The 21232-nt window shown below is 55.3% G+C and carries 17 protein-coding genes and 1 pseudogene; 4 read left to right on the plus strand and 14 right to left on the minus strand.

Annotated features, from left to right (window positions below; genetic code table 11):
- Positions 1–227: 227 nt before the first annotated feature.
- From EVC45_RS39935 to EVC45_RS39960, 6 genes and pseudogenes are all read right to left on the minus strand, one after another.
- Positions 228–641 (minus strand): RidA family protein, encoded by a 414-nt coding sequence (locus EVC45_RS39935; protein ID WP_129963620.1) that lies wholly within the window; start codon positions 639–641, stop codon positions 228–230.
- Between the two features lie 521 nt (positions 642–1162).
- Positions 1163–1849: pseudogene (locus EVC45_RS39940) on the minus strand (porin); the annotation flags it as partial.
- A 668-nt stretch (positions 1850–2517) separates the two neighbouring features.
- Positions 2518–3642 (minus strand): porin, encoded by a 1125-nt coding sequence (locus tag EVC45_RS39945; protein ID WP_129963622.1) that lies wholly within the window; start codon positions 3640–3642, stop codon positions 2518–2520.
- Positions 3643–3907: 265 nt separating this feature from the next.
- The gene (locus EVC45_RS39950) at positions 3908–4660 is read right to left on the minus strand and encodes an amino acid ABC transporter permease (RefSeq protein WP_129963623.1); all 753 of its coding nucleotides are present in this window, start codon (positions 4658–4660) and stop codon (positions 3908–3910) included.
- A 5-nt stretch (positions 4661–4665) separates the two neighbouring features.
- Positions 4666–5349 carry an ABC transporter permease subunit gene (locus tag EVC45_RS39955; protein ID WP_129963624.1) on the minus strand — a complete coding sequence of 228 codons (684 nt, stop codon included), beginning with the start codon at positions 5347–5349 and terminating at the stop codon, positions 4666–4668.
- Positions 5350–5467: 118 nt separating this feature from the next.
- Complete coding sequence (locus EVC45_RS39960; protein WP_129963625.1) at positions 5468–6271, minus strand: amino acid ABC transporter ATP-binding protein; 804 nt, start codon at positions 6269–6271, stop codon at positions 5468–5470.
- Positions 6272–6810: 539 nt separating this feature from the next.
- Between EVC45_RS39960 and EVC45_RS39965 the strand changes: the two genes are divergently transcribed.
- Positions 6811–7725 (plus strand): LysR substrate-binding domain-containing protein, encoded by a 915-nt coding sequence (locus tag EVC45_RS39965; protein WP_129963626.1) that lies wholly within the window; start codon positions 6811–6813, stop codon positions 7723–7725.
- A gap of 300 nt (positions 7726–8025) precedes the next feature.
- On the opposite strand, the gene EVC45_RS39970 is transcribed toward EVC45_RS39965, so the two are convergent.
- From EVC45_RS39970 to pxpA, 7 genes are all read right to left on the minus strand, one after another.
- Positions 8026–8802: an ABC transporter substrate-binding protein gene (locus EVC45_RS39970; protein ID WP_129963627.1), complete on the minus strand. Its 777-nt coding sequence runs from the start codon at positions 8800–8802 to the stop codon at positions 8026–8028.
- A gap of 357 nt (positions 8803–9159) precedes the next feature.
- Complete coding sequence (locus tag EVC45_RS39975; RefSeq protein WP_129963628.1) at positions 9160–9732, minus strand: OsmC family protein; 573 nt, start codon at positions 9730–9732, stop codon at positions 9160–9162.
- Between the two features lie 10 nt (positions 9733–9742).
- The gene (locus EVC45_RS39980; RefSeq protein WP_129963629.1) at positions 9743–10567 is read right to left on the minus strand and encodes a 3-hydroxybutyrate dehydrogenase; all 825 of its coding nucleotides are present in this window, start codon (positions 10565–10567) and stop codon (positions 9743–9745) included.
- Between the two features lie 50 nt (positions 10568–10617).
- Positions 10618–11622, minus strand: a complete 1005-nt coding sequence (locus EVC45_RS39985; RefSeq protein WP_168991634.1) for a dipeptidase — start codon at positions 11620–11622, stop codon at positions 10618–10620.
- 141 nt (positions 11623–11763) lie between these two features.
- Positions 11764–12474 carry a hypothetical protein gene (locus EVC45_RS39990; protein ID WP_129963631.1) on the minus strand — a complete coding sequence of 237 codons (711 nt, stop codon included), beginning with the start codon at positions 12472–12474 and terminating at the stop codon, positions 11764–11766.
- A 698-nt stretch (positions 12475–13172) separates the two neighbouring features.
- On the minus strand, positions 13173–13868 hold the full coding sequence (locus EVC45_RS39995; RefSeq protein WP_129963632.1) for a GntR family transcriptional regulator: 696 nt from the start codon (positions 13866–13868) through the stop codon (positions 13173–13175).
- A gap of 332 nt (positions 13869–14200) precedes the next feature.
- Complete coding sequence (pxpA, locus tag EVC45_RS40000) at positions 14201–14953, minus strand: 5-oxoprolinase subunit PxpA (RefSeq protein ID WP_129963633.1); 753 nt, start codon at positions 14951–14953, stop codon at positions 14201–14203.
- Positions 14954–15378: 425 nt separating this feature from the next.
- Between pxpA and EVC45_RS40005 the strand changes: the two genes are divergently transcribed.
- The 3 genes from EVC45_RS40005 to EVC45_RS40015 all read left to right on the plus strand — a co-directional run bounded on the left by EVC45_RS40005 (position 15379) and on the right by EVC45_RS40015 (position 19627).
- A complete protein-coding gene (locus tag EVC45_RS40005) occupies positions 15379–16977 on the plus strand; it encodes a 5-oxoprolinase/urea amidolyase family protein (RefSeq protein WP_129963638.1) in 1599 nt (532 codons plus the stop codon).
- Positions 16974–18683: a biotin carboxylase N-terminal domain-containing protein gene (locus EVC45_RS40010; RefSeq protein WP_129963634.1), complete on the plus strand. Its 1710-nt coding sequence runs from the start codon at positions 16974–16976 to the stop codon at positions 18681–18683. Before EVC45_RS40005 ends, EVC45_RS40010 begins: the two co-directional genes overlap by 4 nt.
- Before the next feature lie 71 nt (positions 18684–18754).
- Entirely contained in the window at positions 18755–19627 is an 873-nt protein-coding gene (locus EVC45_RS40015; protein ID WP_129963635.1) for a DUF1989 domain-containing protein, read from the plus strand.
- Between the two features lie 1159 nt (positions 19628–20786).
- On the opposite strand, the gene EVC45_RS46320 is transcribed toward EVC45_RS40015, so the two are convergent.
- Complete coding sequence (locus tag EVC45_RS46320) at positions 20787–21089, minus strand: hypothetical protein (RefSeq protein ID WP_129963637.1); 303 nt, start codon at positions 21087–21089, stop codon at positions 20787–20789.
- Positions 21090–21232: the final 143 nt, after the last annotated feature.

Genomic DNA, 21232 nt, shown 5'->3' on the forward strand with positions numbered 1-21232 from the left:
CGATGGAATGTCCCGACCCACCCGATGCCTGGAGGTTGGTGACGCTGTTCCTCGACGGATTGCGCTACGGCGCGAGAGGAAAATTCTGAAATCGGCGCGGCACTGACATCGAGCGTGAAAGTTGATGACTCGGGCTAACTGTCAACGCGAGACTTCCGGCAAATTCCGGGACGTTCCGACGCCCGAATGTCGAGATGACAGTTATTCAAATGGTCTTTTGGCGCCCTTCATGAATCCGTGTCCGGAATTGCAACCACCGCCTCTATCTCAATGAGCGCGTCTGGGCTATAGAGCCCGGCCACGCGAATTAAACTGCTAGCCGGCAATTTCGGCTGCCCGGCGAAGATACCATCTCGAACGGTCGCATAGGTTCCAAGGTCTACATCGCCTACCGCAAAGATTGTCAGCTTGCAGACGTTCTGCATGGTTGCCCCACAGGCACTCACCGCCGCCTGCAGGTTTCTGAAAGCCTGCGCGGTCTGCTCCTCGAAGGTCGGTGCCAAACGCCAGTCAGCGTCGACGCCAACCTGCCCCGAGATGAAGGCGATCCTGCCACGTTGGATAATCGCCACCTGTGAATACCCGAACGTGGGCGGACAAGTATTTGGCGTAAAAAGTTCGAGCTGCGATTTTGTGCTCATATGAATCTCCAATCTGCCATAAATCAGCGGCCTTGTGCCGGCCTTTCATTGCGGGCATTGCTACCACGTGGTTGCTGAACTGCAAAAATCTCGTACCTTACGTCTCTAGATCTCCACCGCGCCACGCCGCAACGTCGCGCTGAAAGAGTTTTTCGTGCAGACTTTCGCCGAAACAACCTCCCGACTCGCCTTCATTAAGTTGCCAACATTTTTAAAAGAACAATGAAAAGTCCACTCGCAATCGGCAACCCGATGGCAATGAGCCATTCACATGAGCTGGTCGGAAGTTGACTATCAGATTTCTCATTTTGAGAACAGCGCCCCTCGGGCCTAGTTTCCATGATTTCCTCAGCCGCAATCTCAATGCTCAGCAATTCAGCGACCCGCATGTAATGGGCCCATATGCGAATTTTGCCGCTTGGCGTGAGACCAGCTCCTGAGCCAAGTGCAATCGCACGATCTGCCCGGGATCCGTTTGATTCAACGCATCCCCGGCACGTTAAAACGCTCGCTACAAAAGCTTAGAATTTATGCCGAATACCCGCGCGCACCACGAACTGGTTGCCCCCTGACGAAACGCCATCCGCGCCGGGTACGTAGGCAACGTCCAGCACGCTGCCCGTCGTATCGCCGCCAACATGCTGATAGGCACCCTGCAGGTACACATCGGTCCGCTTCGATAAATTGTAGTCCCCCATCAAGCCAACGGTCTGGTAGTTAGGATGGAGCTTGCCCGTCGGTTCGCTGAGCGTTGCGCGGGTATATGTATACATTGCGCCGACATAGAATGCGGGAGAGACCTGGTATTTGCCATTGACTTCGAAGTTCTGGAATCGAAGGTTCGACGCCACGCCGCCGGCCGGTGTGATGGAACCGACGTAGACTGAGCTGACCGGGTTGGCCACGTCAGTGTTGGTATAAGACAGGGCAACGGTTGCATCAGCAAACGTGTAGGTCATACCGGCGCCAAACACCCGCAGGCGGCTAGCCAGGAAGTTCTGATCTCCGCCGTTGTTGATCGCGCCGATGGCAGTCGATGAAGGATTGTTAGCCTGGAGATACGCCGCGGCGAGCAAGAATCCACCGTTTACGTACGAAGCACCAACACTGTATTGGCGATTATTTGCAAAGTTCGTATCGTTCGAGAAGCTGTATGTTCCGCCGAAACTCAATCCGGCAAATACCGGGCTGGTGTATTTGACGGTATTACAGCCTACCGTCACCAATCCGCAGTGTTTCACTGGTTTCTCTTTCTGGGCCCATTTGCAACGGCCAGCATCATCCTGAAGTTGGGGCGAAACGTTGGATGCCAGGCGGACGCACCAATCGCTCAGCCTGCCTCCCCCGTGCATGTCATGGCCCATGAATGGAAACGCGCCGCTAATGGAACAACGAAAAGATGCAGCGCCGCGCGTTTTGGTTCAGCGTGCAGCGCTGCTAAAAAAGACATTGCGCGTTGCTCATGCGAGCACAACAAAAAGACCGCGCCGGAGCAAAGTCCGGCGTGGTTTCCAACACTAGCGATGACAACAAGCGTCCCACGCGTGGAGTGGAACGGCTGGATTTTATAGCGACTCCATCGATGAGAATCGCCGGAAAAACCATCCCGTGCGCGGGATTCCCGCGAGGTCCAGGTGTCAGATTGCAAAATCAGCGGTACGGCTCCACGGTTTTCTGCGATGAACCCAAAAAAAGCCGACCCCTTCAAAAAAGGCGTCGGCTAACTCCCGATGACATCTCGTCGAACGGGCCTGAGAGAACCGTCCTACAACCGGAGCTGCATGCGCCACGATCAGAGAGACCTCCCGAAACCTCCGGTCTGCCCGGAAACGGCGTTCGGCGACATGCCAGGCTGCGTGGTCGTAGCTTGAAGCGATTAAAACTTATGCCGAATACCAACGATAGCTATCTCTTGGTTACTATTACCCGCGTCGGCGTATGTCGTTGCGATTACTGCCTGTGCGGGTCCCGCACCATTTTGTCCGGAAGCATGCCCGTAGCCCGCCGTAAAGTACAAGTCAGTACGCTTGCTTAGCAAATAGTCGAAGGCCAACGTGACTTGATGGTAAGTCGCCCGCGAATCGCCATGAGACTTCAGGTAGTTGTAACCGCCCTCGACGGAGGTCGAGGGTGTTATCTGCCAGAGGGCGAAAACCGAAATGTTGTTAAAGCGCTCTGCATTTCTGAAAGAAGAACTTGCGTCTGCCAGATATTCAGAAAAACTATAATAGCCACCGAGAGTCACCGATCCGATTGCGTAGCTGGCGCCCGCCCTTGCGAAGTTGATCGCGCTGGACGTGGAATACGCAGAATTTACGGGCGAGAAAAAGAAGCTATCCTGAGCGCTTTGTCCGCGTGTGGAGACCGAGGGGTTACCGTTGTCCGTGTGCGAATACCCTGCTGCTAGTGTCAAGGGTCCGTTGCTATAGTTCACGGCCGCGTTATACGCTTGACCAGATCCTACAGACCCAGCGACTCCTCCAAAAGCGTACATGGCGGCAAGCTTGAGGCCACCCCACGACGGGCTCGTCCATTTCACAGCGTTGCTGAGGCGGAACGAGCCGTCGGCGTTATCTACATCACCCGGTGCGGTGAAATACTCGAGGAAGTAGTCGCCTTGCACAGGGACAACAAGATCCTGCAGCGTGTCGATCTGTCGACCCAACGTGACCGTCCCATAACGTGAGCTGTCTAAACCCACATAGGCTCGTCGGCCAAACAAGAGCCCACCGTTCATCTTCCCTGTATTCACATCGAAGCCACTCTGGAGGTTAAAGATCGCATTGAGCCCACCACCCAAATCCTCCATTCCTTTTAACCCCCACTGGCTGACAGAAAACTGGCCAGATTGCATTTTGATTTGGTTGCTGTGACCACCGGTGTTGTGCGTGTATTGAATCGATTCGTCAATGATCCCATAAAGCGTGACAGAGCTTTGAGCAAACACGGACGTCGTGGATACGATACCTAAGGACAAAGCGACAACGATTTTGTATTTCATGTTTTTCTCCTCATTAGTACAACGTAATATCGCGTAAATTTTCGTGAAAAGCGCTGATTCGACGGTAGCATCCGCAATTGCGATGACGGATCGTGCTCTGATCCTACCGTCGGCAACAGGCACTGTCGCGAAGCTAACGTTGCGGCATTAGCGACCGCTGTGGATTACTCATGTACCGGTCATAAGCCATCTACAGGTATGAGGGTCCGCCGAACAGACGCTGCGCTAAGTGAGACCGCCGAGCCTCTTGGACCGATCGGATGACCTACACCGGCTTTTTCACCTGCGTTGAAACATCCTTCGCGGACGCTCCCCTTTTGGCGATCTTCGTGTACTGATGCGGATAGTAATAGCGACGAAGACGGCGAATGAACCATTCGACAATTTGCACAAGTATGACGTACACCAAGACGGTTGCAAGTAAAGGAGTCAAATTATCGGAATAAATTACCCCGACGCGCTGGGCCTCGCCCATTAGGTCTCGAACAGTAACTACGCTCGCAACTGCAGAAGCTTTGATCGTGAAGATAGCTTCGTTTCCAATGGAATAAAGGCAACTGCGGAAAGCTAACGGGAGAACAATTCGCCTCGCTACCTTCGAGCCACTAAGACCGATAGCATAGCCCGCTTCTATTTCGCCCTTTTTTATCGTAAGCATGCCGCCGCGAACCACCTCTGCAAGGTACGCAGCATTATTCAGCGTGAACGCTAGTACGCACGTGCTAAAGGCTGAGCTGAATATCAAACCCCAAAGCGGGCCGGATCTGATTGCGGAAAACTGCGGCGCGCCATAATAAAGAAAGTATAAAAGGATCAGTAGTGGCACACCTCGAAACAGGAATACGTAACAGCCTGAGATTGCTTTGGCCGGACCATTTCCGTATTGGCGCATTAGTGCTAATACAGTGCCTAGCGCTAGACCGAGGACCATCGATAGAATGGTCAATAACAGCGTGACGCGAACGCCGCGGGCAATACCCATCCAGAGGTCTGGTGAGACAAGTAGAGTCAAGTCCATACTTTTTAAGCTCCTCGCGCGGCATCGTGAAAGCGGCCATGCAGACGGTGCAGCACCAAGGTAGCCAACGCAGCGACGGCCAAGAAGCAAAGCGCCGCAATCGCGTAAGCAGCAAAAGGTTCGCGGGTTGCGCCAGCAACGATCTTTGCTCGTCGAGTGACTTCCTCGAGACCGATCACCGAGGCCAGTGCCGACACCTTCAAGATGACGAGAAACAAGTTGCCCAAGCCGGGGATGGCAGCACGTACCATTAGTGGGATAGTCACTCGCAACGCCACCCTCGTTTCGGTCATGCCAAGGGCCGCTGCCGCTTCAATCAAGCCCGGATGGACGCTCCTTCGAGCGTCCCCAAATATTTCGGCGCAGTAAGCTCCAAATTGGATGGCGAGTGCGGTTGTAACCGCCACAAACGGTGAAATCGTTACCGGCGCCAAGTCAAACTTGCCTGTCATCCAACTCAGTAAGATATCGAACCCGTAGTACGCTATGAAGACACACAAAATTTCGGGTAGGCTACGAAACAGCACGATATAAACACGGATGGCCTGTACCACCCCTGTCCGCGTTCCGGTCGAGGCTAGATTCAACATTAAGCCAATAAACGCGGCACCAGCAAAGGCCGCGAGTGACGTGCCAATCGTGCCAACCAGCCCGCCGACTATAAACGAGGCAAAAGAGAGAGTATTCATTCAATTGTCAATTTCGAATGACCCCATTAACGGAGGCATGCAAATGGGCCACGTCGCATTTCTAGTCCATAGCGGACTATGAAGTGATTCGGCGGGAAGAGTATCGCCCGATGATTGACTACCCATCAACGGCGCCATGTTGGCGAAAGCGACTCAGGAATCCTCGCAGCAGTTCTGAACCACTGTTATGTAAAACCTCATCAGGAGTCCCTTGTTCTCTAATTGCGCCATTGGCCATAAACACGACTTCAGTCGCCACGTCTCGGGCGAACCCGATTTCATGCGTCACCACTACCATCGTGCGCCCCTCTTTCGCCAAACCTTGAATAACCGCTAGCACCTCACCCACTAATTCGGGATCTAGCGCTGAAGTAGGCTCATCGAACAGGAGAATTTCTGGTTCAGTCGCGAGTGCTCGAGCGATTGCCACTCGCTGCTGCTGGCCACCTGAAAGCTGGCTAGGATAATGCTCCGCACGCTCGGCCAGCCCAACTTTACTTAAAAGCTGCATCGCTTTTTCTTTGGCCTCGCCATGAGGAACATTAAGGACCTGCGTTAGGCCTTCCATTACGTTGCCGACTGCTGTGCGATGCGGCCACAGATTAAAAGACTGGAAAACCATCCCAACGCGGCGTCGCAGGTTAATGAGTCTAGCCCGCTCCTTTCTTCCAGGCCGATGGAGGAATGTCTTGGCATCAAATACATCAGTGCCATCAAGCACTACCTGACCAGAAGACGGTTGCTCCATGAAATTAAGGCAGCGTAGAAGCGTGCTCTTACCGGAGCCTGAGGGGCCAATCAGCGCAATCACATCGCCACGCCGAGCCTCCAGATCGACGCCGTGCAGCGCCACCATGGAACCGTAGTTCTTCACAATACCGCGCGCTTGCAGCACGGGGTCTCCGCTATGTGCTTCGATCATTAGCGCACCTTTATTCGTTAATGATGCACGAAACACTTGCATACATAACATTCATCGTGAGTCGTCTCCAAACGTATTATTTCGCCAGGCCAATTGAAGAGGGCCCGGGTCGCATTGCTTCTCGAAGGTGTAACTATGTGTTAGTCGCGCTGGCGGGGCAATTGATGAAAATTAACTGTAGCTGTTAGCCTGGGTTACCGATTCGAGGCATGAGAAGCATGCATGGTCAACGTAGGGCCCGCGCCCCCCAATTTCCTTGGCTCAAAGTGGCAGTTTAGGTCGACTCAGAGCACGCCCAAGACACGTAGTGAAGCCGCGGCTTCGTTGTTGAAGCTTAGCGTCAGCATAATGTCCTCTGAAAGCGCTTGCGAATGTCGGAGAAGCAAAAATTATACCAACACCAGCTTTTGGCTGAAGAACGTCTCTGGGTTGTACCCAGCCCTAGCCGCCAATCAGCTGGCCGGGCCTTTTTGGACATGCCATAGTTGGGGAAACCAGCAATTGCTTCGCTACGGCCACCGATTTAAAGTTCGACGATTATGCGATTTCCCCCTCTAGGCGCTCTACGCGCCTTCGAAGCCGCCGCTCGACTTCTTAGTCTATCGCGCGCAGGTGACGAACTTAATGTCACGCACGCTGCGATAAGCCATCAAATTCACAACCTCGAGGACTGGTTCGGCGCGCCGTTGTTTCGCCGCGAGGGTCGGGGCATTCGTCTGACAACACCTGGGCAGGAATTGTTTAATCGCATGTCGCCGTTGTTCCAATCCATGGCCGATGCATGCAAGACGGTTAAGGCGATGTCCGGAGCGGAGATCCTGACCGTGGGCTGCGTCCCGTCAGTCGCTTCACGGTGGCTCGCCCCTAATTTAGCCGAGTTTAGCGCGCAGCACCCATTGGTGGACATTCGCGTGGTTTATGCGAAGCCAAGCGAGCAGCTGAGTTCGGCCGACCTCGATGTCCTCATCACTAACGGCGACAACGAAAGCAAAGGCGTAGTTACTAGGCGTCTCTTCTCTCGAGTTAACAAGCCTGTGTGCAGCCCGCAATTTCTTCGACGAAACGGCTCCTTTCATTCACCCGAGGAGATCATCGCGATGCCCCTTCTGCACGACGAAAACCGCGAGGGCTGGCATGACTGGTGTCAGATCGCAGGATTGACCAATTCAAAGGCATTGTCCGGTCCCGTTTATCAGGATTCTAACCTCCTCGCGGCCGCGGTGATCGCCGGTCATGGCGTTGCCCTGTGCCCGATCAATGTGTTTCGAGCTGAAATAAATCGCGGAGACTTGATTATCGTATCCGACCTTGGGGCCTACGAAGACGAAGGCTACTACATCAAGTTTCGTGAGAACCGGACTGCAATCGCCGACAAGTTTGTGGAGTGGTTTTTCATGGTCGCCGGGCAAAGCTGTGCGTTTGAACACCATGACGTGGCGGTGGGTGCCAACTGAACGTTGACTTGATGATATTCGAGTAATACCTTGTGTCTTGCCGCATGATTCCAACGGATGCTGTCATCTTTGACGCGCTTTCGGCCAGGCAGAGCGGCCCGTTGTCAAAACCTTGTTGCGCCCAGGATGCGATGCCCATCTGATCACCACGCGCCCAAGACGCAGTCCATGGAAGGCAGCTCGTCGAGGGCGACGCGGCCCGAAAGCGCGACTTCGGCCAACATGGTGGCTGACGCCAGTTGTCATGGTCGAAATTTCACGACGGCCGGCGTGAGCGATAGACAGCGAGCACGAACGAGATTACTTGGTTACTTGAGTGCCAAACCATTTCACACTGAGCTTGCTCCGTTCGCCGTTAGCATCGATCTTGGCAAGAGCTTGATTAATTTTCTGAAGCAATTCCGTTTTGTCCTTTTGTAACGCGAACCCTTTCCCTTGCCCTACATAAGCAGGATCTTCCACCGGCGAGCCTACAATCTTGTAGACTCCCGGTTTCGCTCGAACGAAGGCTGGTTCGAGGTTAACTTGTTCAGAAAACACAGCTGCAACACGTCCAGCGTCTAGATCGAGGACCGCCGCGTCTATACTGTCGTAACCTTGAACACTAATCGACTTCAATTTCTCACGAAGATATTTCTCTGGAATACTCCCGCCGACAACGCCAACTGCCTGCCCACTAAGTGAAGGCGCAGAAGACACGTTAGACGCCTTAGGAACCATGAAAACGAAAGGAGACTTCAAGTAGGACGTCGTCATTAAATACTTCTTCTTGCGCTCGTCGGTAATATTAAGCGCGGCCGCCACTACGTCAATCTTTCCTGATTCAAGTGCCGTGAAAATACCGTCCCACGGAATATTCTTGAGTTCGCATTTCGCCTTCAGTTCGTCGCAGACTGCCTTGACCAGATCAACATCAAAGCCGTGCATTTGACCCGCAGCGTCAATGGACGCAAAGGGCGGAAAGGATCCATCGAAGCCAAAGACTAGGCGCTGCTGCGCCACCGCGGGCTGCGCGAAGGACGCAGCAGAGATAATCGCCGCACCGACGAGAAGAAACGCGCACTTTACCTGTCTCATGTTCTGTTCCTTGAATTGATGTCAACCGTTCAACCAGTGGGCATTATTAATCATTAAGCCGCCAGCCCTCATAGAAGCTCGCCTTATCTGCTTCCCTCGCGCGGCGCCTGCTCAGCGAGTATCAATGACCCTTTATCTCTTCGCAATCAACAAATACTAACGGCACTTGTTAGCTTCGCTCATGTCTGGCGTGGCGCGCACGGCAGATGGGCAGTGCTGCTCAGATGGCCGTTTTACTGGACGACTCCTACTTGCCATCTTCGGGGCCGCAAAGGGTGCCCTCAGCAGCCAGCGCCAAATATGAAGCTCCATCACCTAGCGCGCCCGTCGTCAGGAGTTGGCGATAGCTCGGCCGGTTCAGTGCTCACCAGGCTGTACACGATCTAGGGACAGCACGACCTCAGTGGGCCTCCTTACATTGTCAAGGACAGGACAGCAACGCTCCGCAATCTCAAGCAATTGAGAGATAACTTCGGGCGGCTCATCACTGGCAATCTTCACCTTCGCGGAGACGCCAGAAAATCCCGAACGCGACTCAGGACTCACGCCATAAAATCCACGGCTGTCCATCTCAGCCGATAGCTCCACTCCAATCGATTTGACTTGAATGCCCAAATATTCCGCGTAGCATTTGACCGTTATTTCGATGCTTGCGCCAAGCGCTGCCAACATTACCTCGGCTGGGTTAGGCGCTCTTCCCGTTCCGCCCCACTTCACCGGTTCGTCAATTGTCACGACTAGGTCACTAAAACGCCCTTCCGAACGGAGACCTTCTACCAGGCACGTACTACCCGAAAACGTGTCAACGCATTCTTGCGCATTCAGCGACGAGGCTTCGGCTCGTTGTTGCGCAATGAGGCGCCCGAGATCGCTCGAAGGGTTTCCATTTTCTATGCTGACGCGACGTTTGCTAAGTTCTGGCTTGCTCATTTTCCAATCCTCATTTTGCTGCTTCTACTTGGTAAGCACCCAAAACCAGGAGGCCACCATCGATCGGCAAAGCAGTTCCGGTAACAGATTTTGCCGCATCACTGCAAAAGAACAATACAGCCGCCGCTACCTCATTAGGCGCGACGAAACGGCCTGTGGGCATGTCTGCTCGAACGACTTGTCGCGCGGCCTCTTCAAACGAAACCTGAAGGGCTTCAGCCTTCGCCTTCACTTGCTTTTCTGCCAACGGCGTCATTACCCATCCCGGGCAGATTGCGTTGCAGGTGATACCTGATTGCGCGCCCTCGATTGCAGCTTCTCTCGTAAGCCCGAGCACCCCATGTTTCGCCGCAACATACGCGGATTTTCCCGGCTCCCCTTGAAACGAAAGAGTGGACGCGGTATTAATAACTCGTCCCCATCCACGGCTTTTCATCTGGGGCCAAACTGCTTTCGTTGTCGCGAAGGCCGCGCTTAAGTTAATTGCAATAAGGCGGTGCCATTCATCGTCTGGAAAATGATCGAGGTCGCAAACAAACTGCACACCTGCGTTGTTGACCAAGATGTCGATTTTTCCGAATTGAGAAGAAACGGCAGAAACCAGTGCGCTGGCCTCTGCAAAATCTGCCAGATTATGAGGAAAATGTTCGACTTTCCGGCCAGTTTCAGTTCGCATATCTTGAAGGATCGTCGCTACCTGATCGGCCGTGGCAAAACCGTTAAGGGCGATGTCCGCACCATTCGCCGCCAGTGTTTTTGCGATCGCTAGACCGATCCCGCTAGTAGAGCCAGTGACCAGAGCAACCTTACCATGGAGCGGAACTGAAATATCCATAATCAACCTTCTAAGAAATAGACAACAATTTTTATCGCCGGCGATCGATTTCAGTGGGTTTCCCAGACCTGCTCGCATACCCGCATGAAATTGCCTGACACGATCTTCCGAACCGCGTCCTCGGGATATCCATGGTCGAACATTAGCTGTACCAGCTCTATAACGTTCTGCGGTCTCTGGAAGCGGAAGCCTTTGAAGTTAGGGTTCTTTGAATCGGGCCATTCGTCCGGAACGTTTAAAGCCCATTGGTTTAGCAGGTCGGTTTCAAATACGAAGTCAAAACCGAATCCCACATGGTCCGGACCGACGAGTTGCACTACATGATCCAGGTGACGGAAGATGGCGGACATCGCGCCCAAATCATCGCCAATATACGCGCTGTTTCCGGACAATCCCATCACCCCGCCATTCTCTGCGAGCGCGCGAAGCTGGTCGTCCCGAATGTTTCTGTAGTGACTGTTGACTTCCATCACGCCGACGTGCGAGAAAATTACAGGACGCTTTGCCATACTCAGCACGTCGAGCGTTGTCCGATAACCTGCGTGAGCGAGATCAACGACAATGCCCAACCTCTCGAGCTCACGAACAACTCGACCGCCGTAGGTCGTCAGACCACCATCCGCCTTATCAGTACATCCTCCTCCAACAAAATTGGACGCGTTGAATACGAGCTGAACTATTCTCAGTCCAAGCGCTTGGAATACCTCAAGCGCGCCCATTTCTTTGCCAAACCAGCCTGTTCCGTGAGTTTGAAAGCCGATCGCTAGCTTTCCTTCCTCTTTCGCACGCAGAACATCGGCCATCGTCTTGGCTTGGATGAAGATATCGGGCTTAGACTGAATAAGCTTCCGTTGAGAAGCAATACTTCTTACCGCGTAATCGAGATTTCCGTCATCCTCGACAAAACAAATAGAAGTGAACGTGACGCCCGATTGGTGATAATCGTCCAGATACTTCGCCGGGCAGCCAAATGCGTTGTTAAGCATATCGATGGGATAAATCGTATCCCATATAATATTCTTTTTCCAAAAAGCGCGAGTTACTTCTGAAATCATGTCCATATTTTCTCACACGAGCGCATTATTCGAATGATACGAGATGAATCCGACGAGAGCAAAAATACGCTCAATAGCAAGGTTACTTTTCAGTTCCAAGCGAGCGCCGCCCGTCGACTCTTTACCAATCTACAGGCGCGGTTAGATGGGAATCGATTGAAGAATCATCCGACAGACCGTTGCAATATCGTAGACAGGCAATCTCGTCGTGCGACGGACCATCGGCGCTACCGGGGGAAATAGCGTGCACGAAAACAAAAAGGCACCGATGTCCGGGTGTGCCGAACGTAGACGGGTGGCACACTCAGCTACCTCCCTCTCCATAACCAAGAGGTCCGTCGCACGCGGTGGGGACGCCGACTCGTTTTCGGCGAATTCACCGCCCTCGACGCCGCCGATGACAATCCTTTCACGCTGGCTTAAATCATCCAACCCGAGCAAGTCGTCCGTAAAAGCTTTCGAGTTGAGCGTAAGGATGCCAATTTTTTTAGTCGACGGCAGTTGACGGAGCAACAGCGGGAGCAAAAACATGCCTGACGTTATGACCGGCACATCCACAGCTGCTGCCAGCGCCGCCTGGTACCGAATCGCTCCTCCGCAGTTCGAGCTAATCACTACCGCACCACGTTCCACTAAACGCCGTGCTGCTGCAACATATGCCGGCTCCAATTCCGGATCGCCACGCATTACTGCATCTGCCCACGCACCCTCGACTACTTCTGTGATCACAGGCAAATCGAAAGTATCAGATCTCAGCAGAGATCCTTTCGGAGGCAACGGCGATTTGACATCGGCTGGCGAACCACAATCGAGGTCCAAAATTCCGAGATATTTTCCGAGCTGCGACACCATTAAGGCCTCCAAACGCATAAAAAGAATCTCCACAGTGGCGGCAGAGCAAACCGTGCGACAGCTACTGCCCTATCTGGCGGCCATGGCCTCTGGGATATTGAGAGATTCGGTGTCAACTCTACGGCGTTAGAGCGACAACCGCTTCTTTGTAAAACAGTGTCCACCCGTACAAACGGGCGGTCCGGCTAACGAATATTGTTGGCGACCGTGCCCGAACGGGCAATTGATGATTTTTTACAGGACGTGTTAGTTAGACTCATCCATGGGGCTGTACCCAGAGCATGCGGTTCTGGAAAATTGTTACGGAGGCGTCGTTGCGACGCCCTACTGGCTACTGAGGCGTAAAGCTGACGCGGCGGTCCGCTTTCGAGAGGACGAGCAGCGCCACCGCGACGGATGCATCCTTTTGGGCATCAGAAAAAGCTGAGTCGTCCGCAAGACTTCCTGATTGGACCGAGCGAGAGTATCAACGTCGCTAGTCGAGCCAACAGGAGGGCAATACACCCAACGCGTGGGCATTCCTGTCAAAGCAGCTAACCCAGATGCGGATATTAGAAAATGCGGTGCCGCTGGTACTTAAGTAGTAATCCTAATTGTCTAACGATGCACATCGCCACAAAGCTCCGTTGAATGGTCCGATGTCCGATATTCAACAATTGCGTGGACACCACTCCGTTTTAGGAGCCAATAATTGCTCGCTATACAGGTGTTGCCGTTCGAGCCCTCACGCGGTGAATCGCAGCATGTATCGCTCGTTCCGAAGTGAACAGGTACGCGTCTAACTCGGTAAGGGCCCCCTGGATATCACCTTGCTCCAGTTTTGCCACTAATGCTTCGTTCATCGCCGTGAACCGCTCATGGAGGTGGGGACCGTCGCCTACCTGGCCAAAAATCAGGCGCAATTCGGCAAGTACGAGATCAAACCACGCACTGAGGCGTTCGCTGTCACACAGATCAACCATAGATCTGTGAAACGCCATATTCAATGTGCCTACTCTCATCCAATCACCGGCTTCCCCGGCGCTTTTAGCCTCGTCGACGAGTGAGCGCATCTGCGCGACCGCGGGGTGCGCTTTCGTCGCCAGCAAGATCGCGCCTTTTTGAATGATGGATCGGACCCGATACAAGTCGATGACAGCCGCTTCGTCGGGAGCCGCAACGAATACACCGCGATTGGGGACATACACAAGCAGCCTTTGGCTGGTCAGTATCCTGAAGACCTCTCGCAACGTGTTTCGGGATATCTCGAACTGTTGAGATACCTGCTGCTCCGAAAGCTTCTCGCCCGCGCGATACTCCCCGGCGATGAGCATCTGTCGAATCCGCTCAGCGACCTTTAATGCGAGCGATTCTTCGTCGGATCCTGCCGAACTTACTGATCCCAACTTCGTCATGGTATGAATCTTGAAAACTTCACCGTTCCGCCCGGTGCCGCAAAGTGCGATTCTTGCATAATGTTGTTTAAGCGGTAGTCGAATGCGACGGCTCACCACACTATGCGCCGATGTGACTTCTCTATCAGCGAGGCACCAAAGGCCGAACCACAGCAGCAGTGTGTCGCGAGGCCAAGTTGCCGCTGAGGATCGCGAAAAGAGCGAGAAGTATATCAGTGCCCTCCCGTCCATCCGGGGCTCCGCGACCCCGTCTTTTTAGAGAATAATGGTTTTAGACGCCGGTTTGGTCGTTGTCCACAGCCCTGTTGCCATCTGCGCACCCTCTTCGCGTCTCAGATAGGCGGCGTCCTTGTCGCGCGGACATCGATGCCTGCATCGCTCAACGCGCCGCGAATTCGCCGCGCAAACGCCAGGGCGTGTTCGCCATCGCCATGCAGGCAGACGGTCTGCGCGTTGAGCGGCACCCACTCGCCCGATACTGCCTGCACGCGCCGTTCGCTGATCATCGCGAGCGCGCGGTCGAGCACAAGGTCTTCGTCATCCAGCAGCGCGCCCGGTTCCTTGCGCGGCACGAGCGACCCGTCCGCACGATAGCCGCGGTCGGCGAACACTTCTTCCACCGCGACCAGGCCGGCGCGCCGTGCGGCATCAATCAGATCGCTGTTCGCCAGACCGTACATAAGCAGCGACGGATCAAAGTCGAAAACCGCGGACGCGATCGCATCTGCGATTTCGGGCGTCCTCGCAGCCTGGTTATACAGCGCGCCGTGCGGCTTTACATGCGCGACGCGGCCGCCTTCTGCCCGCGCGATTGCCGAGAGCGCGCCCAGTTGGTATAGCACGCCTGCGTAGATTTCCTCGGGCGGCAGATCCAGTTCCTTGCGACCGAAGTTCTCGGGATCCTTGAAGCTCGGATGTGCGCCGATGGCCACGCTATTCTGCACGGCCCAGCGCACGCATTCGCGCATGGCGGTTGCACCGCCCGCATGCCAGCCGCAAGCGATGTTTGCCGAGCTAACGAATTTAATCAGAGCTTCGTCGGTGCCGCAGCCTTCGCCGAGATCGGCGTTGAGATCGATTTCCATGATGTTCTAGAGTGGTTCGAGGTGGTTTGTTTTGCCGCTTAGCGGCGCGCTTTTCATGCATCTCGAGGACCGTTCAAAGCTAAATTCACGTCCTTCGTTATGCCGCGGGCGCGCTTCTTCGATCGATGTTTCGAAGAAGGCAGCCGCCATTGGCGGGATCTCGCCGAGCTTCCGCAGGTCGGCCTCAGTGACTGCGCTGTCGCCCTAAACCCCGCAGTAGTTACCTGAAACTGAACAGCAACGCGAGGCTTCGCGTCGCCAAGTGCGTTCGGGTTTCCCTCACTATTTTGTTCAACAATATTATCGCTTATACTCAACAAAATGCAACGAGCTTGCGGCGGTGGCTATCCCTCCCGAACGCAAGTGGTGCGCGTTCGCTACTTGTGCGCGACGCCGCCTTCACGCCCCTTGATCTGACGCTTTTTATGACTAAAGCCTTACGTTTTCTGCCCGCTGGAGCTGATTGCATCCTTGTAGAGATGGAGAATCTCCACGTAACGCTGAGCCTGCTAGACGGTCTTCGCGTAAATCGTCTGGAAGGAGTTCTCGAGCTGGTCCCTGCTGCCTGCACGCTCTTGGTACGGTTTGATCCATTGGTCATCGATCGTGATGCACTGATAGACGCAATTCGCGCAACAAGTCTTGACTCCGGCACAACAATTCACGGGGTGAGTATCGATATTCCGGTGATTTACGACGGTGAGGACCTTGAGCACGTTGCGACTTTGCTTGGATGGTCGATTGACGAGCTAGTCCGCCGCCATACAGACGCGATGTACACGGTGGCTTTTACGGGTTTTGCACCAGGCTTCGCCTATCTGACCTGCGACGATCCAGCGCTGAATGTGCCCCGACGCGAGAGCCCCCGTACCCGCATCCCCGCCGGCTCTGTAGCACTTGGTGGGAGCTTCAGTGGCATTTATCCGTCCGACAGTCCAGGAGGCTGGCAGCTGCTAGGTCGAACTCCACTGAAAATGTGGGACATAAGCCGCCCTCGTCCGGCGCTTGCCGCACCGGGTGACAGAATCCGCTTCCGCGACATGTCAAAGGGGGCGAGCGTTCTTGTTGCGGAGCGCAAGCTAGTCAGCAGCGAAGTCAACGATCAGGGCCCGGGCCTTATCGTGACGCGCTGCGATCGCCCCGTACTCTTCCAAGACCTAGGTCGGCCTAATTGTTCCGACCAAGGCGTTACCGCCGCCGGTGCGCTTGATCGCGCAAGCCTTATTGAAGCCAATTTATGTGTGGGAAACCCGCAAGACACCCCCGCACTTGAAATCGCTTTAGGCGGATTCGCTCTCAAGGTAGACAGACCGGCTACGTTTGCTGTGACTGGCGCTTCAACTCCGGTGTTCATCGTTGCAGCCGACGGCCGTCGCATTCCCGCCCCGTTCGCGCGTCCTTTTGCCCTTGATGCTGGCGAGGAGCTGACACTTGGCTTCCCAGAAGAAGGAACGCGTAGCTACCTAGCTCTCAGGGGCGGCTTTTCTGTCGAACGAGTGCTCGGTTCAGCGGCAACAGACACACTGTCAAAGATCGGGCCTAAACCTATTGTCAACGGCGACGTTCTCATACCGGCGGCAATGCCTGTGGCCGCGGTTGACAGCGTTCGGCCTGACGGTGCGCCACTGCCCACAACCCAAGACACGGTGACGATTGATGTGCTGCTCGGACCACGAACCGACTGGTTCACCGACGACGCAGTCGAGACATTCCTCCACCAAAAGTGGCAGGTCACCGCCGAGTCGAGCCGTGTCGGTATGCGACTGAGCGGCGCTGTAGCGCTCAAACGCAAAGATACGCGCGAGCTCCCTTCTGAGGGTTGCCCATATGGAGCGATTCAGGTACCGCCTTCCGGCCAGCCCGTGATTTTCCTTGCCGATCATCCGGTCACCGGCGGCTATCCAGTGATTGCCGTCGTAGCCCGACATCATCTGAACGTTGCCGGACAAATTCCCATCGGCGCGAGCATTGTGTTCAATGCCATCGAAGCCTTCGAGCCACTCGTAATTGAAAACCATCAATGAAAAAGCTCCTAATTGCTAACCGCGGTGAAATCGCCATCCGTATCGCCAGGGCAGCGCGCGACTATGGCGTCGCCTCTGTCGCCGTCTATGCCGATGCCGACGCCAACTCACTGCACGTCGAAGTTGCCGATGAAGCCTATTGTCTCGGACCCGGCCGTCCAGCTGACACCTATCTGAACATCGAAAAAATCCTCGGTATTGCCAAGAAAGCTGGGGCAGACGCCATCCATCCCGGCTATGGGTTTCTCTCTGAACGAGCGGAATTCGCCCAAGCGGTGCTTGACGCGGGCCTCACCTGGGTTGGCCCGCCGCCCGCAGTCATCAAGGCACTCGGTGACAAGGTTGAGGCGCGGCGCATCGCCGCCAAAGTTGGCGCTCCACTCGTCAGAGGATCGGAGGGCCCGCTCACCTCGGCCGCCGAGGCCATCGCTTTTGCCAAACACGTTGGGCTGCCGATTGCTATCAAAGCCGCCTTTGGTGGCGGAGGCCGCGGCATGAAGGTCGTTCGAAAACTTGAGGACGTTGGTGAACTCTTCGAGTCCGCCGTGCGGGAAGCGACTGAAGCCTTCGGCAGAGGCGACTGCTATGCAGAGCAGTTCCTTGACAGACCGCGGCATGTCGAGGCGCAAGTCATCGCAGATCACTACGGCAATACAGTGGTGCTCGGCACGCGCGATTGCTCGCTCCAACGACGCAACCAGAAGCTGGTCGAGGAGGCACCTGCGCCCTTCATTACGGAGGAGCAGCGTACGCGTATCCACGATGCCGCCCGCGCCATTTGCGCAGACACGGGCTATGTCGGCGCTGGCACCGTCGAGTTTCTGCTCTCGGAAGGTGGCGTTATTTCCTTCCTTGAGGTCAATACCCGACTGCAGGTTGAGCACCCGGTAACAGAGGAAACGACCGGCGTCGACATTGTCGTCGAACAGCTACGGATCGCCGACCGCCTTCCCTTGTCGGTCACAGACACACCCGCAGTCCGCGGCCACGCCATTGAGTTTCGAATCAACGCAGAGGACCCCGGTCGCGGCTTTCTGCCGACACCAGGGCTTATCACGCGTTTTCAAGCACCGTCGGGGCCCGGTATCCGCCTGGATTCGGGCGTGCAAAGCGGTTCGGAGATCCCTAGTCTGTACGACTCCATGATGGCGAAACTGATTGTCACTGGGGAAACGCGCGAGGAGGCCCTGACTCGTGCACGCCGCGCCCTGGCTGAGTTTCGGATAGATGGTGTCGCCTCGGTGCTGCCTTTTCACCGAGCCGTATTGAGCGAACGCAGCTTTACCGGAGAAGACGGCTTTGGCGTTCATACCAACTGGATCGAAACCAGTTTGCACAACTTCGAACCCGCTCCGCGGGTCGAGTCAATCGAAAGCGGAGTTTTGCGCACCTTCATTGACATTGACGGAAAGCGCTGTGAGGTTGGCTTGCCCGCCGCGATCTTCTCCCGGTTGGCGTCTCCCGGCTCGGCTACTACCATTCCGACACCGAAAGTGGATGGAGTCTTGACTGCGCCAATCCCTGGCAGGCTCCTGAAGTGGTTGGTAAATGACGGGGCGGAGGTCTCCAAGGACGAACCGCTGGCAGTTGTTGAAGCGATGAAGATGGAAACCGTTGTCAGCGCGCCGAGGGGGGGTCGTATCCGAATCAAAGTCGACGCCGGTACGCTGGTCGACCTCAGCACAGAGCTGGCAGGTATTGACTGACAGCACTAAGGTATGTCACTCATAAGTATGGCACTCCATCAATTAACGGTAATCCCGGAGATCAATTTTAGATGAAGCCCACTCCAATAACTCAAGCACCCGCAGACGCCCCGGCAAGAAAGGCCATAAAGCCTGTTACTTGCTATCCGACGGAGCAGCTGAGACGGCCGGATCTCGCTGCCTATCGCGCGGTTCGCGACACTCTTCAAGTGGTCAACACGGTAATCGTACCGCCACGGGAAGCGGCGACCTGGGAAGTCCCAGCCGGACACTTCTTCCGCGTGATTTGCTCCGAGGGGTCGCAGGTTGGAGATCTCAATCTCTTCAACCTTCATGACCTGAACGAGAAGTTCTATAGCGGCAAAACACGTGCGCTCAATGGTACGCACGTAGGCCTCGGTGATCAGCTCTTCTCGTCCTTCCCCTACCTTCGACCGATTGCGACGATCACCCATGACACATTGGATTGGTACGGCTTCGATGAGTTCGGCGGTTCAGTTCACGACGTTATTGGTACACGCTGCGACCCCTACACGCACAACATGCTGAACAGCGGCGCGCAGTATCACCATTGCTGCCACTCAAATCTCACCCGCGCCCTGGCTCAAACGACGGGCAAGTCACTGGCAGAGTCCGAAGCATACGTTCACGACGTGCTGAACGTCTTCATGTGCACAGGGTTCTCGAAGGACACTGGCGAGTATTTCATGAAGGCGAGCCCGGTGCGTCCCGGCGACTATCTCGAGTTCTTCGCGGAAATTGACCTGCTGGCCTGCATGTCTGCGTGCCCGGGCGGCGACTGTTCCTCGGAACACTCGTCCGACACCGCAGCTTGCTATCCCCTAAAGGTCGAGATCCTTAAGCCGAAGCAAACCCCTGAGAACTGGGCACCGTCGGCGCTCAACGGATATGACCGCACCCACGGCCTAACGGGTGCGCGATAGCTGCCTCTTCCGGAGTTCACCGAAATCCATTCTCGCGCGCGCGACGCAATGCCTTTGGATCGGATCACGACCGGTGCGTTGGATTCTGTCCCGTATGGACTGCGCCTTGCAACGGGTTCAAGGACAGTCGGCGCCGAGATGGGAAGATCGACCCGCGAATCATCCGCCGGATCTGAGCAGGTACCGAAAGGAGCGAAGCGCGTTGCCTCTGCAATTCGGCAGGAGACGGTCAATTGGAGGTAGTCGGACCAGAGGGTTCCGCACCAACACGGCTCTCCACCTCTCCATTGGACGCGGACATCTCGGGCTCACGCCCGTGGTCTCGTCCATCGCGGACCTGGAGACAAGCGGCTCGTGCTGCCAAAGTGAGTATGAGTCGCAGCAATTATTAGTTATCCAAACCGTCACGCAGCCTTCCGATTCGCCTGAAAAGAGCGGGGAGATCAAGCGTCGGCGTGAATCAGAAGGAGAAGCTCATGGCAAGTGCAGCAAGGTCGCTAAGAACGATGGTTCAGGATTGGTTGTCACCGACGAGAGGATTTCGGGTAAGTCATGTTGGCCGCACAGTAGGCGGTCGCTATGTTTGCGTTGTCGCAGATAACGGTTCCGGCCCAATGGCGATTTTCTTCTTCCGCCACCGGGATGGATCATGGTGCGTTTTCCCGCCGCCACCGGAAAGGCCCGCTTTGCGGATTGCAGATTGCTGTTGAACGCGTGGCATTCCCCAACGCAAACGAGAGAGAATTGCCACCTCACTCATCCGAGGTCGGTGCGATTCGCTGATGCGCCCTCGATCGTACCACGACGTGTTTTTGGGCAGAATCATTAAGCACTGACTGTCCGCGCTTCACCGGCGATTGCACCGATGGCATCCTCATGCTCTTTTGTTACCATCGTGTTGTGCAGTCGACGCCAATCACGGTTAGCAAAGCAATATGGGCGGGCTTTGTCCACCAGTGACGCTCGTTGACGACCTTGGAAGCGAGTCGCTCCGGCTGCGAGTCGCTCCGGCAGAATGCTTCGCTATTCGGGGCAGTCGTCCTTTTGTGCGAAATCTGGCGGTAGTATCGCGCAGAGTCGCTTGCAGCAATGCATGAATATTGCAACACCAGAGCTATATGGAGCAGCACCCGCCGTGCCAACGGTGGCGAATCGCCGCCTAGCCTTCAGAAGTTCCTTTGCCTGCGTAACTATTTGCGAACGCTCGTGTAATAGAAGCCAGGTTCGCGGCACGCGCCCGTCCGCCCGCATCCAGATGCCACATCCCCACGGTCACGACTCGCTCGAGACAAAGAGCCGCATCCTGCAGATCAGCGTCTAGTTCTCCCCGCCGGAATAGTGTATCCAGTGTGATCGCGCCGGTGAGCACCCGGGAGAGCATTGGTTTGCGTCCGGCTGCCTGTTCGTCAAGCGCATATGCGGCGTCCAACAGACCTGAAAACACCCTATTGCGATTACTCATCAATACCTCTCCCTAGGTCTGTCGAAACAGGCTGGTCTATGTGCGCACGAGCGTTTGCCGCGAAAGTGTATCGGCTCCGGTTGTCTGGACAAGCTTTTGCAGCTCAGGCGGCCAGCTTCATCAGCCTTTCCTGACGGGCTTCG

The organism is Paraburkholderia sp. UYCP14C (assembly GCF_004197395.1).
GTDB lineage: Bacteria > Pseudomonadota > Gammaproteobacteria > Burkholderiales > Burkholderiaceae > Paraburkholderia.

Bases quoted from the DNA above. Each gene is read 5' to 3' on its own strand.
- EVC45_RS39935 (WP_129963620.1), bottom strand. From the start codon at position 641: ATGAGCACAAAATCGCAGCTCGAACTTTTTACGCCAAATACTTGTCCG.
- EVC45_RS39945 (WP_129963622.1), bottom strand. From the start codon at position 3,642: ATGAAATACAAAATCGTTGTCGCTTTGTCCTTAGGTATCGTATCCACG.
- EVC45_RS39950 (WP_129963623.1), bottom strand. From the start codon at position 4,660: ATGGACTTGACTCTACTTGTCTCACCAGACCTCTGGATGGGTATTGCC.
- EVC45_RS39955 (WP_129963624.1), bottom strand. From the start codon at position 5,349: ATGAATACTCTCTCTTTTGCCTCGTTTATAGTCGGCGGGCTGGTTGGC.
- EVC45_RS39960 (WP_129963625.1), bottom strand. From the start codon at position 6,271: ATGATCGAAGCACATAGCGGAGACCCCGTGCTGCAAGCGCGCGGTATT.
- EVC45_RS39965 (WP_129963626.1), top strand. From the start codon at position 6,811: ATGCGATTTCCCCCTCTAGGCGCTCTACGCGCCTTCGAAGCCGCCGCT.
- EVC45_RS39970 (WP_129963627.1), bottom strand. From the start codon at position 8,802: ATGAGACAGGTAAAGTGCGCGTTTCTTCTCGTCGGTGCGGCGATTATC.
- EVC45_RS39975 (WP_129963628.1), bottom strand. From the start codon at position 9,732: ATGAGCAAGCCAGAACTTAGCAAACGTCGCGTCAGCATAGAAAATGGA.
- EVC45_RS39980 (WP_129963629.1), bottom strand. From the start codon at position 10,567: ATGGATATTTCAGTTCCGCTCCATGGTAAGGTTGCTCTGGTCACTGGC.
- EVC45_RS39985 (WP_168991634.1), bottom strand. From the start codon at position 11,622: ATGATTTCAGAAGTAACTCGCGCTTTTTGGAAAAAGAATATTATATGG.
- EVC45_RS39990 (WP_129963631.1), bottom strand. From the start codon at position 12,474: ATGGTGTCGCAGCTCGGAAAATATCTCGGAATTTTGGACCTCGATTGT.
- EVC45_RS39995 (WP_129963632.1), bottom strand. From the start codon at position 13,868: ATGACGAAGTTGGGATCAGTAAGTTCGGCAGGATCCGACGAAGAATCG.
- pxpA (WP_129963633.1), bottom strand. From the start codon at position 14,953: ATGGAAATCGATCTCAACGCCGATCTCGGCGAAGGCTGCGGCACCGAC.
- EVC45_RS40005 (WP_129963638.1), top strand. From the start codon at position 15,379: ATGACTAAAGCCTTACGTTTTCTGCCCGCTGGAGCTGATTGCATCCTT.
- EVC45_RS40010 (WP_129963634.1), top strand. From the start codon at position 16,974: ATGAAAAAGCTCCTAATTGCTAACCGCGGTGAAATCGCCATCCGTATC.
- EVC45_RS40015 (WP_129963635.1), top strand. From the start codon at position 18,755: ATGAAGCCCACTCCAATAACTCAAGCACCCGCAGACGCCCCGGCAAGA.
- EVC45_RS46320 (WP_129963637.1), bottom strand. From the start codon at position 21,089: ATGAGTAATCGCAATAGGGTGTTTTCAGGTCTGTTGGACGCCGCATAT.